The sequence below is a fragment of the Salegentibacter sp. UBA1130 genome (assembly GCF_002311535.1).
Lineage (GTDB): Bacteria > Bacteroidota > Bacteroidia > Flavobacteriales > Flavobacteriaceae > Salegentibacter > Salegentibacter agarivorans.
Map to the genome: position 1 here is coordinate 1 of NZ_DCAP01000026.1, position 17,326 is coordinate 17,326.

Below are 17,326 nucleotides of genomic sequence, written 5' to 3' on the forward strand. Positions count from 1 at the left end.
CCATGCACGGCACACAATAAAAAAGGCTTCACATTTCTGTGAAGCCTTGTCTTTGCTAGTAGCGGGAACTGGACTCGAACCAGTGACCTTCGGGTTATGAGTTTTCAACCCTCACCCTTCAAAAGCGCCTAAAACACCTGTTTTTCAATGATTTATGATTGGTGTAATTTTTTTTAATATTAAAAAATAAGGCTTGAAACTAATAAATGTTGTACCTATGTTGTACCCATAATTTACTATATTTATAATTCAATGTATTTATTATGGCAACCATTAGAGCAGTTTTACGTAAAAAAAAGAACTCAGAAAATAAATTTCCGATAGCAATTAGGATCACAAAAGACAGAAAAAGTACGTTTCTGGGTACCGGTCAATATATTGAAGAAAAATACTGGGATAAAACAAATAGGTGTGTGAGGAAAAAACATCCTAATGCCAATTACATCAACAATTTTATTATATCGAAAATTGCCGAAGCAAATAAGAAAGTTCTCGAAGCTGAAAGCAGTGAAGAATACCAAAACGTTAGATCCATAAAAAGGAAAATCACACAGAATAAAAAAGTCGATTTTTTTGAAATTGCAGATAAGCATCTGGAAAATTTAAAAAACAGGAATCGACATCATCAATATGATACTGAGGTAGGTCGCTTAAAAAAGCTAAAAAAATTTATAGAGAAAAACGAATTAGGTTTTAATGAGATAACTGTTTCACTTCTTAAAAAATTTGAAGCCTATTTACTTCATAATAAAAAGCGTTCACCGCGTACGGTAGTGAACTATCTGATTTTAATACGAACTATTTACAATCTTGCCATATCTGAATCTTTAGTTGACAGAGGTATGTATCCCTTCGGAAAAGGAAAAATTCAGATCAAAATTCCAGAAACCCAGAAAATTGGTTTAAACCTTAAAGAGATACAACGCCTGGAAAATGCCGCCGATCTGACAGAACCTCAGCAAAAAGCCGTGCATGTATGGCTTATCAGTTTTTATTTTGCCGGGATCAGGGTAGGTGATGTATTAAAATTAAAATGGTCAGATTTTAATGATGGAAGGTTAATGTACCGAATGAACAAAAACAGTAAATTGGTAACCCTTAAAACACCAGAAAAGGCTGAGGCTATATTCAAACAGTATCGAAAGAAAGATTCCCTACAGGATTTAATTTTTGATTATCTCAAAGACACAGACCTATCAGATACCCATAGAGTTTCTATTAGAACCCAAAGTGTAAACAGAAACCTAAACCGGCTCCTAAAAAGGGTGGCATCAAAACTAAAGATCAAGAAAAAAATGAGCATGCACATTGCGCGGCACAGCTTTGGGAATATTTCTGGGGATAAAATCCCAATTCAAATGCTGCAAAAGCTTTACCGTCATTCATCGGTGACTACCACCATAAATTATCAAGCGAATTTTATTCATAAGGAAGCTGATGATGCATTGGATAGTGTAATCAATTTTTAAATTTAGGTGATGGCAATTACCTAAATTTTTTGAAAGGTGCCGGTGACCTCAGTAGTATCTTTCCATTTCCAAGAATATCTTCTGCAAATACAGATGCGGGAGAGATTAATTTCAGGGTTATTAAAGATATATTCAGTAATGGATTAACAGAAAATCTGCTAATTATGTCCGTCAATTTTTTTAAATATTTCTGGCATTGACTCTTCATCAATTGCTTTCATATCTATTAATTTCAGAGATTTTACCATTCTCTGGGTATTGGTTTTATAATATTGAAAATGCGGTGCTTCCAAATGAGACTCGTATGCTTTTTTATCAGCATAAATTTCTAAAATCCTTATTTGGTTAGGGTTTTCCGTTTGATACATGGGGAAAATTGAAACGACCCCGGGCTCCACCCTAACAGAGGCCTCAGCTTCTTCTTTCAAAATTTCCTTATATTCCTCTATGTACTCAGGATAAATTTCTAATTCTGCTATTCTGATGAGCATTTCCTTAGAGCTGAAGGCATCTTTACTTACATTATTTTCTTTGCAAGATGAAAAACATAGTATGATTGTTAAGAAAGCAAGCTGGATTTTTAATGACTTCATAACTCCCATTTTTATTTATTATATCTCCCTTAGATTTCTATATTCTCACTGGTTAAAAACCAATTTAGAAAAAATTAAGTTTCCCAGCTTGTAATATACAGTTATTTAAAAGTCCTTTATATTTGAATTCAAGTTGAAGATAGCGGTTAAGGAGTGGCCAACACCTTGCAGATGATGGGGGCGACTTGCGGCTGATAAAGACGGCGTTATCTAATATTAATCTGCAAATAAGTCCCGTATGAGGCGGGGCTTATTTTATCCAGCGCTGAGGCGAGAGTTTCTAGCATATTATATATCTTACCAAGGTACATAAGTGAACCACCCGGAAAAGGAAATTCAGTAATTAAAACTTTACACGATTCTTTATGGTTTTTCAAGTGTTAGGCAAGATTTTATTGCTCTGGTTCTCTCGGCCTTTTTAGTGAAGACTATAATGTATATCTCCCTTCATAATTTTTGGTATGTTTGTGACCTCTGAGCTGCTATAAATAATTGATACTAAAAATTTGCATATACATTCGTCCGTACCACCAACAGGAAGGCTTACTTCCTAGTATCATTCTTTTTCATTCGCAAGTCAGTTATTTTCCACAATTGATAGTCCATTTTATACATAGATTTAAATGCTAAACATATTTCCGAAATCATTTTACTGAAATCCTCGTCAGGCTTCCATTTAACTTTGAAGTTTCCAATATCTATGTCATTATGTTTTTCTGTATGCGATAAAAAGAATTTTCTAAACATTAAGAACAATGTATCTTTGTAAGTATGAAATAATTCAGGATATTTTCTTTGCACATCGATTGAGAAAAATGAATTTTCCTCATACTCAAATCCACTGAATTTTTTTAGCTTAAAAAGTTCTAGCCAAAAAGAATCGCTCATATTTTTCAGGTTATCAGCATGAAGAAATGATGTTGTTAAGTAAATCCCTTCTAAATCAGTTGCTAAATAATAAGTGCCGCCAGTCTTTTTTGATTCAATTATTAATGATGGTCCATATAAATTCACGTACATTTTACTTGTATCAAAGTCATCTTTAAAATTTCCATATTCTATAGCCAAATCAGCAATTTCCCCAAGTATGCCAGAAGTTTCGTAAGTCAAATTTGTTAACTCTTCCTCACTTTGGTTCTCCATATCAAATAAAGAGTTCCTTTGCCGGTTCAAAACTTCAATCCAGCGGTCGAAATTCTTAAAATCACCTTTAATTATATTATTTAATCGATTATTCATTGAATATTAAATTGGTTAGGAGTAATTAATATTAGTGCGTTAATAAACTTAACATCCTGTCATTTACTGACTCAAGTTGGTTGGATTGAATGCGAATACCAAATATGCTCCGTTTACCGTTATTATAATTCCTAATAATATGGGACATTAAGTTCATCTTTTAGAGAAAGAATTTCATCTTCTATTTCTCGAATTTCTTTTCTAAGAATATTGATATTTTCCTTACGTTTATCGCATTCTTCTTCTAAGGTTGCAATTTTTTCAAGTTTAGAATTGTGATTATCAATTAAAAATTTATTCCTCTCAATTTCCTCAAATAAATATTGCTGATAACCCTCTACATAGCTACCATATTCATCCTCGGACAAATATTCCCACTTTTTACTTTTTTTTGAAATAAGATATTTCTTCAATGTCTCAAATGAAAAATTGAAATAAAAATTATCAAGGAAATCTACGAGGTCTATAGACAAAGTAGGCTTTTTGATTCGTGATAATTTTTTCTTCTTATCATCATCTATAGAGTTCGAAAAGAATGGTTCAATAAAATACTCTTTATCACCAACGGTCGCTACAATGTCAATTCTAACCTTCCCCAGCTCGGTATTATACTCCTTTTCGGTTTCTATTCCTTCTATTGCTAAATTTTTACTATCAGTTAGATTTGCTGTATCCGTCCGAGCCAGTGTTTTTAGAAGTTATGGATTCTGGTCATTTCTAGTAGAGATATATTCCCCATCATTCCCTTCCTTATCTATCCCTGCCATCTATAAAACTCTACTGGGTTTCAAAGCTCTGAATAAAGCTAAGAATACCTAAAAGGATTATTCCTTTGTTCTCCCGATCCATATTGATTAGTACTGGTCTGTTATTATATCTGAAGAGCACAGCTGTCCACAAGGATTTAGATTGGAGATTCTGCAATGTATCTGTATAAATCTTTTCTCTGGATTCTTCGGGTTCTCCTTCACTATAATCAAGCATATGCTTATTACCCCTTTGAAGCTTTTCGAACTGGGCCTGGGTCACTTTCCTTTTGGGAAGATTTTCGTTTGATCCAAAATACTCCCATATTAAAAAATAAATTTTCATTATTTCTTCCAACTCCTGCGGGGAAACATCTGCTCTGTAACCTAGAAGAACGGTTAGGAAGAAAGGTTGATGTTTAAATATTTCCTCACAAATCCTATTTACATACTGCGCATCTAAAGTGTCTATTTTTCTGATCAGACCGGCTAATTCAGAAGTTTCACTATTGTCCTTTTCATTATAAGTCACTTTCTTCATAATTATATTTTAGTATAGGATTCTTGTGGTATCTCTCAAGGGAAGCTTGCTAAGCTTTTTGATAGCCGGGCAATAACTCCTCCAGTTTTTGGATGCTATGATTAGGTATTCTTTGCAGAGTATCCTCTAACCACTGTTGGGGATTCACACCCTGCATTTTACAACTCCCAAAGAAGGAATATAACATAGCCGCATTTTGCGCAGCCTTGTGAGAGCCTGCAAACAAGAAATTTTTTCGGCCGAGAGCCAATGGACGAATAGCATTCTCAATAAGGTTGTTATCCAATTCGATCCTGCCATCTTCAAAGATCACCTCGAACTTAGGATATTGATTTATAAAATACGTCATGGCTTTCCCCATCGCACTTTTAGGTAACACCTTAAACTGTTCTTCCTGGATCCAGGTTTTGATCTGTTGCAGTAGCGGCAGCACCTTTTGTAATCTTAGTTCCTTTCGCATCTCTGCATCCCCGGCTGCTGCTTCTTTGATCGCTCGTTCCTCCCTATAAATTTCACTAAATATCGCTAGTGCTTTTTCTGCCCTTGCTTGATCCTGGTCCCGGGCATCCACAAATTTTCGCCTGGCATGCACCAGGCAACCGGCCATAGTAATATCCGGATCTAACCCGATTTTATCATATACCGTGTAACCATCGCATTGGACATACCCCTTATATCCATCAAGGAGTTCCTTGGGACCATGTTGCCCGCGTCCTTTGCGGTAATTAAAGAGCACCAGTTTTTGCAAGGGGTCGTGATAGACCCATTGATAGCCTTGATGTGTGCTGCCTTTTTTATCACTATCCAGCACCTTTATCGGGTCGAGTAGACAAGGGGAATTTCACCCCAAGTCTCTCACAGCACCGTACGTGATAGTCTCCCATCATACGGCGCTTCCAGATTAACGGTACAATTAGTAAGGTTTTATATCTAAGACAGGTTTCCAATGCTCAAACAATTGTGGGTTAGTCTTGTACACATTTTTTAGCCATTTTCGAGCTTGCACTCTACTGCGCTTTCTGTACCTCCTAATCCATCTAACTATTTTCCTGTTTAACCAATACCATAGTCCACGGGTTGTCCATTTCGAATACTTGCAAAAATATTGATACCAGCCCCTTATCATAGGGTTGATTATCTGTGCCAGTTCTTGGATGGATCCCCGAAACTTTCTATTGACAACCTTCTTAAGTCTTCGCCTTGCTTCTTTCTTTGAGGCGTGGCTCATTACTGGAAAGTAAGTCAGTTTCCAACCATTTTTGGTTGGTCGTCTGAGGGGGCGGAACGTGTAACCGAGAAAATCAAAACTTGTATTCTTGTGACTTTCGCTGTGCACGTGATTCTTGCAATACACAATGTGAGTTTTCTCACTATTGAGTTCCAACTTACAAGCTTTCATCCGTTTAGAAACAGCCTCTCTAATGAAATATGCTTGTTTCTCTGATGTGCAATGTATGATGGCATCGTCGCAATATCGTTCGAAAGGCATATTGGAGTGATGGATTTGCATCCATTTATCGAATGCAAAGTGAAGAAATATATTGGCAAGTAGCGGACTAATGACGCCGCCTTGAGGAGTACCTTTTATTCTATCGGTGATTTCACCTTCTCTGGATACTCCTGTTTTCAACCACCTTCCAATATACATCAACACCCATTTCTCTTTTGTATACCTTTCTACTGCCTTCATCAGTAGGGTATGGTCAATGTTATCAAAGAATCCACGAATATCAAGGTCTACCACCCAACTGTAATAACCACATCTGGACACTGTTTTCTCCAGTGCCTGATGCGCACTTTTCCTGGGTCTGTATCCATAACTATTCTGATGAAAACTGCTTTCCACCTTGGGTTCTAAGTAACTTTTAATCACCTGTTGCGCAATGCGATCCGATACCGTAGGAATTCCGAGACTGCGAAAGCCTCCTGTTTTCTTGGTTATACGAACTTCCTTTACAACAGGCGGAAAATAACTGCCTGAGGTCATACGGTTCCAGATTTTATACAAATTTCCAGAGAGGTTCTCCCTAAAATTCTGTAAACTCTGTCCATCGACTCCGGCACTGCCCTTTTTGGACTTTACTTTCTTGTACGCATCCAATACCATTTTCTTGGTTATTGGATGTTGTTTTGTTTCATAATAATCAATCATCCTTCTTTCAAAGTTGTGTCTTACATAAAACTAATCTGGCTAAGCCCTTCCCTCCATCTCCATTACAGAGACTTCTGCAGTACTACGGCTTAGTCCGCCTCTGTACAGTTCATTGGTTTTCTGCCTCACGGGGTTTCCGCTTGTGCATTTCCCTTACCATCCCTGTACAAATTCCCTTGTTCCGTTAGATCGCCTATTTCAGTGTCCTGCCACCTCTGTACCGCCTGTCACTTAGTCAACTTCAGGTTACTGCCACTAAGTTTTATTCTCGGAGAAGAAACACAATTCTCCGATTTCGACAGAATCTGGCGATATCGGTACTTTAACTTAACCAGTGATTCACTTTCGTTCAGCTCACTGAAATTCACCTGACGAGTATTCTCTCGCCTTTTCCTTGTCGCTCAGCACCTCATTCTTTCGAAATAAAGCACCACAAGGTGGTTTGTAGGGTCTGTCTGTCAACCCCTACGGTGGGTCTACCACCATCAATCTAACAGCCTGCGGCATTACTTTAGGCCGCTTCAAGGCACACACTTTCATCCGCCTGGATGTACCCGTCTTCAAGGATTTTTTGCTTCAAGGTATTATAAAGAGGTTCCAACAGCTGGCAACAACTCGCCATCCAGTCACTTAAAGTACTGGAGGCCGGTTCCCACCCAAACTCTCGTTTAAAGCGCTGGATCTGACGATAGAATGGCAGGTGATCAATATATTTACTCACCAGGATATAGGCCAGTAAGCAGGCCTCGGCAATAGATTTTTCGATAGGACGCGTGGGTAGTGGTGCGATTAGTACCCCTTGCTGGTCTTTCCTGGCATATTTAGGACGAATGGTACGTCTTTTAACCAGGCTGGCCGGGGTATATTCCAGGGTTTCACTAACTTCCTCGCCAATTTTTTTCAGCGTGCTTACATCTTCTTCTGGTTCAAGAATGACTTCCCGCACCGGAAGGTGTTCCGGCAAACTACCACGTCCCGGGTGTTTTTGTTTTTCCCGGGTATAGGTGATCGTTTCTTTAGGTGCAGCTATTTGCCCCGGTTCATCTTGTTTTTCAGAAAAAAGCGATAGTTGCTGTTCCAGGATTTCTGGGATAAAACGTTCCGATTTAAAACCCTGGATCAGTTTATAGAGCTGCCCGAGTTGCACTTCCAAAGCGGAAATTTTCTCCTTAAAGAATTCATTGGACTCTCGAAGTTGCTCGTTTTCTTTTTGTAGCTCCTGGTAGGTCATCGGGTAGCTAAAATACAACCCTTGTTAAAAATATACCAGCATTTATTGGGCTTTTTTATAGCGTTTTCTCCGGGTAATATTAGTGATGGCTACCCCGTCTATGAGCATTACCAGTTGGGTGTAATCCAGCTGGAGTCCTCCCACGGATGCATCGTAATCGGGCAACTCAAAAGTACCACGCTCCAGGCGTTTATAATATAACACAAAGCCCCCGGACTGCCAGTGCAGCAACTTGACTTTATTGCGCGCTTTATTGATAAAGATATAGACCGAACCATCCTGGGGACTATGACCTAATTCTCCAAGCACCAAACCACATAGCCCGTCAAAACTCTTACGCATATCGGTACCAGGAAGATATAACTGGTAATTCAGGGAACTGCTTAAGGCAAACATTACAGGGGAATTTCAATTTCTACGCCATTACCTAAACGGATGTGCATACTCCTGGAGGATGTCGGTGTGGTAGAAGGGTCGGCCGATAAGGAAACAAAATTGCTTTTAGCGGGTTTTGTAACTTGCTCCCTGGGAAATTTCTGGATCCAATAGGATAGCTTGCCTTTGCTGATTCCATGGGCACGGGCAAAAGCGGATTGATTTTGATCTGATTCATAAAAGCTGGTGACCAGCTTACGCATTTCTGAGGTAGAAGATCGAGTCATTTTTAAGTATATTTAGACTGCTAAATTATAACCTACACGGTTCTCAGAAAAGATGCACTTAGACGGACGCATACGATTTGCTTTTAATCCTTTTTTAAATTCTCCCTGAAATGAGTAAGGTATATTTGTATCTAGTATCGCATTAAAATCGAGTTGAAATTTTTGCCTATGTTTTTCGGGAAGGTCATCAATTAAGAGTTCAGGTATATCCAATTCTCCAATTTGTTTAAAAACCTCTTTTGTTAACCAGTGTATATAAGACTCTAAATTGCCGGAGCACTCAGTATTGGGTTTATGTCTGAAATGTGGATTTCGGTGATTAATAATAGCTATAAAATTATCCTTACACACAGGACAAATTAATTTCAACCTATTATCCTTCGTAACCTTCTCTATTGGAACATTTTTTTTGTTGGCTTGGTTAAATGCAACGGGATATTTTATGCTGTATTTATACAAGTAGTACTTTTATTCTTAGAACTTATTTATTTTTCTTATAAACGGCAAGGACTACTTTTCCTAAAGGGGTGGTATAATATTTTTGTAGCTTGCTTGTTGGCTTGTCCTTAATTGTTCTTCCTAGAAGTTTATTTTCAAACAATGATTCAATATGGGTTTTAAAATTTTTTGTTTGGTTTGAAATATTCAAATTATCCTCCAAAATTTCTTCAGTTGGGTTTACATTTTCCGGAAAAAAGCCCTCCAAATTATGTTTGTTAATTAATTCCACCAATTTATTATAATCTACATCTTGGTTACCATCATAGTTACTGTCTTGGTTACCTGCAAAAACATTAAAACACGGCAAATTCAAACTTAACTAACTATTAAATATTCGAGGGGTATACATACTCCTGAATAAATTTTTTAGCAACCTATATTTATAAATTCAAAAAATACTTATCTACCCAAAGCGGCACTTCTTCAGTTTGAAAAGTAACTTTCTTGCCCTGATAAACATCGAGTATTAATTTCGAGGTATTTTCACTATTATCAAAAATAAATGACCGGTAAGAATTTTCTATTGCTTCCGGCAGTAGCTCAAGACTTCTGTAATATCGTTGTTCTGTTTTCTCGGGAGGCACATTATGACCACCGCTCTTCACACGCTCTTCAACCCTCGCTTTATTAATTTCTACATTCTCTGTACATATAAAATATAAGTAGTTCTTATAACCTAATTCCTTGGCTTTCTTAAGTGTTTCTATTTTAGAAGGATGTGACATTACCGTTTCAAATGTAATTTTTTGACCAGCCTGAATTAATTCGGTTCTTAAAAAATCCGTAAGAATTGAAGCCTCATAAGAATGTGTGGCATTATTAGGGTTAGATATTATACCATTTTGGCAATTAAGGTCTATGTTATAACCCTGGGAAGAAGCTTTCTGGAAAAGAGAATGATTTTGAAGAAATTTATTAAATTTTAGTCCGTGGGATTCACTAAGATTAAATGCCTTTAAGGACAACTGGTTCCGGTTGCGCAAGAGATACTCAATCTCATCGGCATTAAGATAAATACCCAGACTAAATTGCGAACGTATTTTATTAAAAATGGTACTTTTTCCGGAGCCATTAGGGCCTGCAAACATTCGCAATCTTTTGCTGGCCATAATAAATTAAGGTATGGTAATTGTCTTTCCTTTTTGTACTGACTTTCGAGGTGCTAAGGTTTGAATAACTTCAAAACTTCCATCCTTTTGTTTGCGAATCACTTTACCATCTTCTACTTCGATAATACTCTCTGAAATCGCTACAGCCTTATGATAAGCCTCATTTGTAGCACTAGCAGCAATCGCTCCTATAAAGGAAAGATCTCTATCATCTTCCAACACTTTAAATCTCCTATTTTTTACGCCAGGTTTTAAAGCTGCCTTTCTTAATTTGTATTTTCTATTATTTTCCATTTGCACTAAGAAACTAAGTTATAAACTTACTATTTTTCGGGGATTTATGCAAACAAACTACTTTTGTAAGCTAAAAATTCTAGTGATTTAGATTAGAAGGGATTTACTAGCTTAAGCACTTTTTCTCTGGTTTCTAAAAATTACACTTTTTACACAATACCCGTTTTTTCCGATGAACCGACTTAAGTTGGCAGTAGTTTTTTATCTCATAATTGATGGTGTGTAATCAACCTTTTCAAGGTCAAATTCCCAGTATTTTCCAAAATTTTCTTTTTTTTCGGTCAAATTTCTTAGTAAATCTCTAAATAACTTTTTTTCTTCTTTATTTCTTTCTAATTCACTTGGTAAATCCGTCATTACGAATTGTTGATATCCCTTTTTAGTGATTTTTATTTCATCTAAATGAAATGTATTTAGCATAGCTTATAAGAATCTATATCTTCCATTTCGAGTATCATAGTCATCTGAACTTACTATTACTTGTCCATTCTGTTTTCGAAAAAAGTTAAGTTTCATCGGTTTCCCATATGATAATCTAGAATTCCAAATGTTGAAGGTTTTTCTGAAGAATGATTAAATTCGCTTAATAAATAATCACATTCTTGATCCGATATTCCATCAACGATTTCTCGATGAGATTTTCGAGTATTATATTCTGCCTTCCCCAATCCAATTGGTTCAGAGTGTGCTAATAATGTCCTTATAAGTAGTTTTTTATCAATATCTGTTATGTCAAATTCCATATATTTTTTGCTATTTATTTTCTTGTGAAAAATATAATCCAGATTCTACAATTTTATTAATATCTGATGATGAATTAGCATTATTTACTTCTATGGATAAATCACTTAACGCTTTCTCGTTAATCTTATCCAAATGATTATTTTTTATAATTAATTCAATAGCTTTTATTAATCTACCTTTTATCTCAGATAATTGTTTCTCTCTATTTGGTAGGAATGTATGTTTGATTCCATTTTCACAATTTATCAAATTAATCAATTCACTCTTACTTGCTCTACTTACTCTTCTATTGAATCGAAAACCTCTCTTGAGAAAATTTTCGTATTTCATAGCATTAACTTCATTCTGAGGTCTGCCAATTTTTCCCATTAATTATTTGATTTTAAAATTCAACTATTTAATAATAAAGAATGACAAAAATTACCGCCAATGGTCTCGGTTATCGCATGTTGGCGGAGTAACTGATTTGTCGGCTTAGTATAGGTTTGTTTGTCAAGTTAATTATTTTCTTTCTAACGGTACCGGATATTTGCGATGAACCGCTCTGTTGTAAGTATTTATTGTAGTAAAATAATTGTTCCGGGCATCAAAGCATTTAATTTTTCTGCATTTTCTAGAGTTACATTTGTTCCCTTAGCAGCAACCTCTTGTAAATTATGGTTTTCTTTTAATGGTAATAGATCGTTAATCGAAGTATTATTAATATTAATTTTTACAAGGCTCTTTAATTCGGCTAACTTATTTAAATCCCTAATATTAGTTGAATACGCGTAAATAGTACGAAGATTTTCAAGTTTTCTTATTGCATCTAAATTTTTAATTTCAGTCCGAAATATTGATAGATATTTTAGATTTTTAAGATTTTCTAATCCATTTAGTGAATCAATATCAGTATTACTTGCATTTAAAAAATTCAATTTTTTAAGTTCTTCAATTCCGTTTAAATTAGATATATGTGTATTATGAATATCCAGATGTTCCAAATTTTTGAATTTTGAAATATTTAAAAGAGAATTTAACGCTGAGTTTTTAGCATCTAAAAACTTTACACTTTCTAAAGTTGGCATAGTTTCTAAATTACAGCACCTCATACCATTTAAAAATAACCTTTCAATTCTCAAAAAGTTTTCCAATGGTTTAAAATCAGTTATCAAAAGGCTCGTATCAAAATTAAAAAAACAATCTTTGATTTCTTTTAGTTCATCAATGAACTTTTTTAGTTCAAATTTGTTGTATTGTTTAATTTCATCTAGTACTGAATTGAAGTCTTTTATTCTCCCACTGGTAAAAAACCTATATTCATAATTGTGATTATAAAGCATAATAATTTTCCAATCGTAGCTTAGTTTTTTCCACCATATTATGTCTGAATCTAGATTCAATAATTCTTCGAAATTAAAATCAAGTCCATTTTGGCTAAATATCTCATTTATTTCCTTCCGGGAATAAGATTTTTCTTCTTTCATCTAAAATGAATTCTTTATGGAAATTTAAATATAAAATTTTTTATTGAAGGATAATCTGCTCGTTTTTAATACTCGCACGGTTGTGAGAGTTAAGACAAAAATACAAAATCTCGCACATCACTATTCAATCGGCTCCACCTTCACAACCTCTACCGACTTATTCCTAACCTTTCCGCTATCTTGAATAACGCGGGTAACTTTTAATGTCAATTTTATCATATCATAATCTGGAGCTGGAAAGTCAAATAGATTTGCTACCGATTTATAGCGAAATGCTTTTGCTAAAAGACCTAGATGTCTAATACTATATTTATGGCGTTGGATAAATGATTCAACATTACCTACAAAACTTTTTGAGACTCCCATCTTTTTGCTTAAGTCTTGTTGAGTCCAATTATTCCTTTCTCGAAGTTGTTTTATGTATAGGATAAAAAGATAATCTAAGTGAGATATTTCACTGTAGACAGTTGTAATTAAAACCTTTTTATTAGACATAAATCATAAGTTTTTTAAACCAACATATTGGTTTATTAAAAAATGTTTCTTATATTTGTTTCGATAACAATTCAAATCATTATTAATGAGACTTGTACGGATTTAATTAATCCATAAAATACTGTCACTCCCATATTGGGAGAGAACTAACGATGTTGCTCGTTCGAAAAAAAGACCAAGCATTTCCATACGAGTTGACCGTGAGTTCGTCCAAAATTGCCAGAAATAGGTATCTTTACAGAGCCTTTCTGGCGGACGCCTCTCGCGTTAAACTTCTGTATGGACGTCAAAGCTTTTCGAAGCTAAGGCGGGGTTAAAGCTTGGTCGTTTTACCCTTTCGGACAGAAGTGTGAGGGGCGTTTTTTTGTATCTCATCTATCAGCAAATCGTTTACATAATTTTGAAAACTATGAAAACGAGAAGAACAGACCCATTAAAGCACTTCTACGGTAGTAAACCGGCAAAAGGTTTTGTCTCGTACCATAGCCTTAAGGTACAACCCCGATCGTTACAACCTATATCAAAAAACATCAAATGCGCCCCAGAATAATGAGGGCGTAACCGGTCCGCTACCTGTGCAAAATAAACAGGCATTGCCAGAAGGGTTAAGACACTACATTATATGGTTATTCGCAATGCTATAAATGTAATAGGTTTTCCTTATTCGTGCAAATCCAAAATTTGCGTTCTTAGGTGAGCAGGGCCGGTTTTGGTATTTAATAAATTAACCTACACTATAATTTATTTCAGGCCAAAGCGGTCACCGGTTGCAAAATCGCAGCTGTATTCACTAATTCCTAGCTTGCGGGAGCAGGAAAAATCACTTAAACAATCCCGTGGGTCGCCGTTGTGAGCCCTATAATTTTCAGCGGCTTTTGGGTGGGGCTCCGCTGGAGCCTTGGGTAAAATTATTGGTGAATAGGTTTAAGTGAAACCGGTATTTGGGCACCGGTTTAGAAAAAAAAGAAATTGCTATTGAAGAAAAGTTTGAATTAGCCTATAAGCAAAAAGACCTTCCTCCTAAAGATTGGCGTCTGTGTGGGGAAGGCCTAAGCTTAAATAAAACAATGTTTCATTCAAAACACACGTAAAATTATGAAAAATAATTACTCGCGCCTTAAATGGGTGGCGCTAATTATTATAGGCGGGGTACTCTTCTTCCTGTCCAAGGCTGCTAATGCAGCAACCACTACTCCCCTGCCCTTGCAGCAGCAAGAAGTTTCAGGTGTAGTAGAAGATCAAAACGGCCTTCCTATTCCAGGTGTTACCGTTACAGTAAAAAATACCAATAGAGGAACAGTAACTAATTTGGATGGAGCATATAACATCATTGCTCCTGCCAATGGGACTTTGGTTTTTTCCTATATAGGTTTTAAAACAGTAGAAATCCCGGTAGATAACAACGAAGAAATTAGCATTCAATTAGAGGAAGATGTTTCTGCCCTTGGCGAAGTAAAAATTAATGCTGGCTATTACAATACTACTGAACGAGAACGAACTGGGAATATTTCAAGAGTTACCGCAGAGGAAATAGAACTACAACCGGTGGTAAGTCCTATACAGGCCCTGGCCGGTAGAATGGCGGGGGTAGAAGTTACTTCCGGTGGCAGCCATCCTGGAATGGCTCCTACTATAAAAATTAGGGGAACCAATAGTTTACGGGAAGAAGGAAACTATCCTTTATATATTATAGATGGTGTTCCTATCAATTCAACCCCGGTAGAAAGTAATTCCCTTATGTCAAGTGCGGGGATAGATCCGTTAAATAACCTGGATGTCTCTAATATTGAAAGTATAGAAGTTTTAAAAGATGCCGATGCTACCGCTATTTATGGCTCCAGGGGAGCCAACGGAGTTATTCTAATTACCACAAAAAAAGGACGTGAGATTGGGACCAGCGTGAAAGCAAGATTTTATACTGGCATGGCAACAGTTCCTAATCGATGGGATTTATTAAATACCGAAGAATACCTTGAGATTCGAAGAGCAGCTTTTGAAAACGACGGAGTTGAGCCCACAGAAAGAAATGCTTATGATCTTTTATTGTGGGATCAGGATCGTTATACCGACTGGCAGGAATTTCTTTATGGAGGGACTTCTGAAACAACTAATGCAAATATTACTTTTTCAGGTGGAAATGAAACTACTTCATTTAGATTTGGTAGCTCCTATTATACCCAGGGCACAGTTTATCCCGGGGATTATGATTACCGAAAAGTAACCGGGAATCTAAATCTTAATCATCGCTCTGGAGACAATAAATTCAACCTAAGTCTTTCCCTAAATTACGGAGTTGACACCAACAATTTAGTGGGAAATGTAGGATTCAATGCCACCACAGCATTTTTGCCACCCAATGCACCTGAAATTTTCAACAATGATGGATCCCTGGCCTGGGAAGAATGGGGGGTGGCCGGACTTGATAATCCGCTGGAGGGCTATTTTAATACCAGCAATACGCAAACCAACAATTTCATTTCAAACCTTACTTTATCCTACGAAATCTTTCCTGCATTAAGGTTTAAAACCAGTATGGGATATTCCTATTATGATTCAAAGGAAATGAGAAAACAACCTTCCCAATCGTATAACCCTGCTGATGAAACACCGAATAACTCTTCACACTTAAGCGCTGGCCGAAAATCCTGGATTTTGGAACCACAAATTTTATTTGAAAAGTCTTTCAATAATTTAAAAATTGATGCAATAGTAGGAGCTACTTTTCAAGAAAACATCCAAAACCAGGAAGGTTTCCGGGCAACCGGATATGCTTCGGAAGCATTAATCGGCAATATCGCCGCAGCTGAATCAATTATAAATGCCAGAAGAGAAAGTGCAGAATATAAATATGCAGCCCTATTTTCAAGAATTGGCATTAACTGGGATAGAAAATATTATATTAATCTTACCGGAAGACGGGATGGCTCGTCTCGGTTTGGCCCTAATAATAGGTTTGCCAATTTTGGTGCTGTAGGAACTGCCTGGATTTTTACCGAAGAAAATTTCATTAAAGAAAAACTCCCATTTTTAAGCTTCGGGAAGTTAAGAGGAAGTTACGGTACCACAGGCAATGATCAAATAGGAGATTATGGTTATTTAAATGCCTATGAAGCAACCGATGGCCCCGGGGGATTATACCCCACTGGCCTGGCCAACCCTAATTATTCCTGGGAAGTTAATAAAAAACTTGAAGTAGGTCTTGAAATAGGTCTTTTTGAAGAACGTATTCGTGCAGGATTTAGTCGTTACCGAAACCGTTCTTCCAATCAATTGGTAGGTTATCCACTTCCAGAGATTACCGGTTTCACCTCAGTACAAGCCAATTTACCTGCAACAGTTGAAAACTCCGGTTGGGAATTTGAATTTTCAAGCCTCAATATAGACAGCAAAGAATTTAGATGGCAAACTTCTTTAAATGTTAGTCTCCCAAAGAATGAATTGGTTAACTATCCCGATATTGACCAGTCTTCATATGCCAATACCTATCGGGTAGGTTACCCGTTAAATATTTCCCTTTTGTTTGATTATACCGGCTTAGATCCTGAAACGGGTTTTTATACGGTAAGAGATGTAAATGAAGATGGAAGCTTTGATTACCAAGACCGTATAATTATCCAGGATTTAAACCGTGAACTGTTTGGTGGCATAAACAACAGCTTTTCATTTAAAAATTTTAACCTACAATTTTTATGGGAGTTTGTAATGCAAGAAGGTTTACAAACTAGCTTTGATGGTGGGACAGTAGGTAATTCAAGATCGGTTGCACTGGCTACACTTGCAGGAGAATCCGTTTATCAAAAAATTTCACAATCTGCACAGGCAAGAACTGCTTATGGCTATGCTATCAATACTTCAATTCCTGTTGAAGATGCATCTTTTGTACGCCTGAAAACTATAACACTTAACTATAACCTGCCAAAAGCATTCACGCGGAAATTTGGAATGGAAAATTGGAGACTTTTTCTTCATGGCCAGAATCTATTGACCTTCTCGGAATATTCCGGAATGGATCCCGAACGCACTTCTTCAGGGATTGGAAATCTGAGAACGATAACTGCGGGTCTTGAAATAAACTTTTAAAACT

The 17,326-nt window shown here is 36.4% G+C and carries 20 protein-coding genes; 2 read left to right on the plus strand and 18 right to left on the minus strand.

Annotation, left to right across the window (positions count from 1 at the left end; genetic code table 11):
- Positions 1-263: 263 nt before the first annotated feature.
- A complete protein-coding gene (locus B4F31_RS09930) occupies positions 264-1,469 on the plus strand; it encodes a site-specific integrase (protein WP_013073363.1) in 1,206 nt (401 codons plus the stop codon).
- Positions 1,470-1,627: 158 nt separating this feature from the next.
- On the opposite strand, the gene B4F31_RS09935 is transcribed toward B4F31_RS09930, so the two are convergent.
- From B4F31_RS09935 to B4F31_RS10020, 18 genes are all read right to left on the minus strand, one after another.
- Positions 1,628-2,062: a putative quinol monooxygenase gene (locus B4F31_RS09935; RefSeq protein ID WP_041580114.1), complete on the minus strand. Its 435-nt coding sequence runs from the start codon at positions 2,060-2,062 to the stop codon at positions 1,628-1,630.
- Between the two features lie 543 nt (positions 2,063-2,605).
- Positions 2,606-3,301: a hypothetical protein gene (locus tag B4F31_RS09940; RefSeq protein ID WP_013073366.1), complete on the minus strand. Its 696-nt coding sequence runs from the start codon at positions 3,299-3,301 to the stop codon at positions 2,606-2,608.
- Positions 3,302-3,432: 131 nt separating this feature from the next.
- Positions 3,433-3,774: a hypothetical protein gene (locus tag B4F31_RS09945; RefSeq protein ID WP_103294480.1), complete on the minus strand. Its 342-nt coding sequence runs from the start codon at positions 3,772-3,774 to the stop codon at positions 3,433-3,435.
- A gap of 304 nt (positions 3,775-4,078) precedes the next feature.
- Positions 4,079-4,588, minus strand: a complete 510-nt coding sequence (locus B4F31_RS09950) for a hypothetical protein (protein ID WP_013073368.1) — start codon at positions 4,586-4,588, stop codon at positions 4,079-4,081.
- Positions 4,589-4,637: 49 nt separating this feature from the next.
- Entirely contained in the window at positions 4,638-5,399 is a 762-nt protein-coding gene (tnpC, locus tag B4F31_RS09955; protein ID WP_013073369.1) for an IS66 family transposase, read from the minus strand.
- 102 nt (positions 5,400-5,501) lie between these two features.
- Positions 5,502-6,740, minus strand: a complete 1,239-nt coding sequence (ltrA, locus tag B4F31_RS09960; protein ID WP_013073370.1) for a group II intron reverse transcriptase/maturase — start codon at positions 6,738-6,740, stop codon at positions 5,502-5,504.
- Positions 6,741-7,251: 511 nt separating this feature from the next.
- Positions 7,252-7,971, minus strand: coding sequence for an IS66 family transposase (locus B4F31_RS09965; RefSeq protein WP_013073371.1), 720 nt, complete (start codon positions 7,969-7,971; stop codon positions 7,252-7,254).
- A 42-nt stretch (positions 7,972-8,013) separates the two neighbouring features.
- On the minus strand, positions 8,014-8,367 hold the full coding sequence (tnpB, locus tag B4F31_RS09970) for an IS66 family insertion sequence element accessory protein TnpB (RefSeq protein ID WP_013073372.1): 354 nt from the start codon (positions 8,365-8,367) through the stop codon (positions 8,014-8,016).
- A complete protein-coding gene (gene tnpA / locus B4F31_RS09975; RefSeq protein ID WP_013073373.1) occupies positions 8,367-8,633 on the minus strand; it encodes an IS66 family insertion sequence element accessory protein TnpA in 267 nt (88 codons plus the stop codon). The genes tnpB and tnpA overlap by 1 nt, the downstream gene beginning before the upstream one ends.
- Positions 8,634-8,645: 12 nt before the next feature.
- Entirely contained in the window at positions 8,646-9,092 is a 447-nt protein-coding gene (locus B4F31_RS09980; RefSeq protein ID WP_041579123.1) for a competence protein CoiA family protein, read from the minus strand.
- 22 nt (positions 9,093-9,114) lie between these two features.
- Positions 9,115-9,447 carry a hypothetical protein gene (locus tag B4F31_RS09985; RefSeq protein WP_103294481.1) on the minus strand — a complete coding sequence of 111 codons (333 nt, stop codon included), beginning with the start codon at positions 9,445-9,447 and terminating at the stop codon, positions 9,115-9,117.
- Between the two features lie 67 nt (positions 9,448-9,514).
- On the minus strand, positions 9,515-10,243 hold the full coding sequence (locus B4F31_RS09990) for a zeta toxin family protein (protein ID WP_013073376.1): 729 nt from the start codon (positions 10,241-10,243) through the stop codon (positions 9,515-9,517).
- Positions 10,244-10,249: 6 nt separating this feature from the next.
- On the minus strand, positions 10,250-10,537 hold the full coding sequence (locus tag B4F31_RS09995; protein WP_013073377.1) for a hypothetical protein: 288 nt from the start codon (positions 10,535-10,537) through the stop codon (positions 10,250-10,252).
- Positions 10,538-10,738: 201 nt separating this feature from the next.
- The gene (locus B4F31_RS10000; protein ID WP_013073378.1) at positions 10,739-10,957 is read right to left on the minus strand and encodes a hypothetical protein; all 219 of its coding nucleotides are present in this window, start codon (positions 10,955-10,957) and stop codon (positions 10,739-10,741) included.
- Positions 10,958-11,049: 92 nt separating this feature from the next.
- The gene (locus B4F31_RS10005) at positions 11,050-11,280 is read right to left on the minus strand and encodes a hypothetical protein (RefSeq protein WP_057482307.1); all 231 of its coding nucleotides are present in this window, start codon (positions 11,278-11,280) and stop codon (positions 11,050-11,052) included.
- Positions 11,281-11,290: 10 nt separating this feature from the next.
- Positions 11,291-11,650, minus strand: a complete 360-nt coding sequence (locus B4F31_RS10010) for a hypothetical protein (protein ID WP_057482308.1) — start codon at positions 11,648-11,650, stop codon at positions 11,291-11,293.
- A gap of 188 nt (positions 11,651-11,838) precedes the next feature.
- A complete protein-coding gene (locus tag B4F31_RS10015) occupies positions 11,839-12,747 on the minus strand; it encodes a leucine-rich repeat domain-containing protein (RefSeq protein WP_057482309.1) in 909 nt (302 codons plus the stop codon).
- A 120-nt stretch (positions 12,748-12,867) separates the two neighbouring features.
- Positions 12,868-13,242: a helix-turn-helix domain-containing protein gene (locus B4F31_RS10020; RefSeq protein WP_057482310.1), complete on the minus strand. Its 375-nt coding sequence runs from the start codon at positions 13,240-13,242 to the stop codon at positions 12,868-12,870.
- Positions 13,243-14,337: 1,095 nt separating this feature from the next.
- On the opposite strand from B4F31_RS10020, the gene B4F31_RS10025 reads away from it, so the two are divergent.
- Complete coding sequence (locus B4F31_RS10025; RefSeq protein WP_075325757.1) at positions 14,338-17,322, plus strand: SusC/RagA family TonB-linked outer membrane protein; 2,985 nt, start codon at positions 14,338-14,340, stop codon at positions 17,320-17,322.
- The last annotated feature ends 4 nt before the right edge of the window (positions 17,323-17,326 follow it).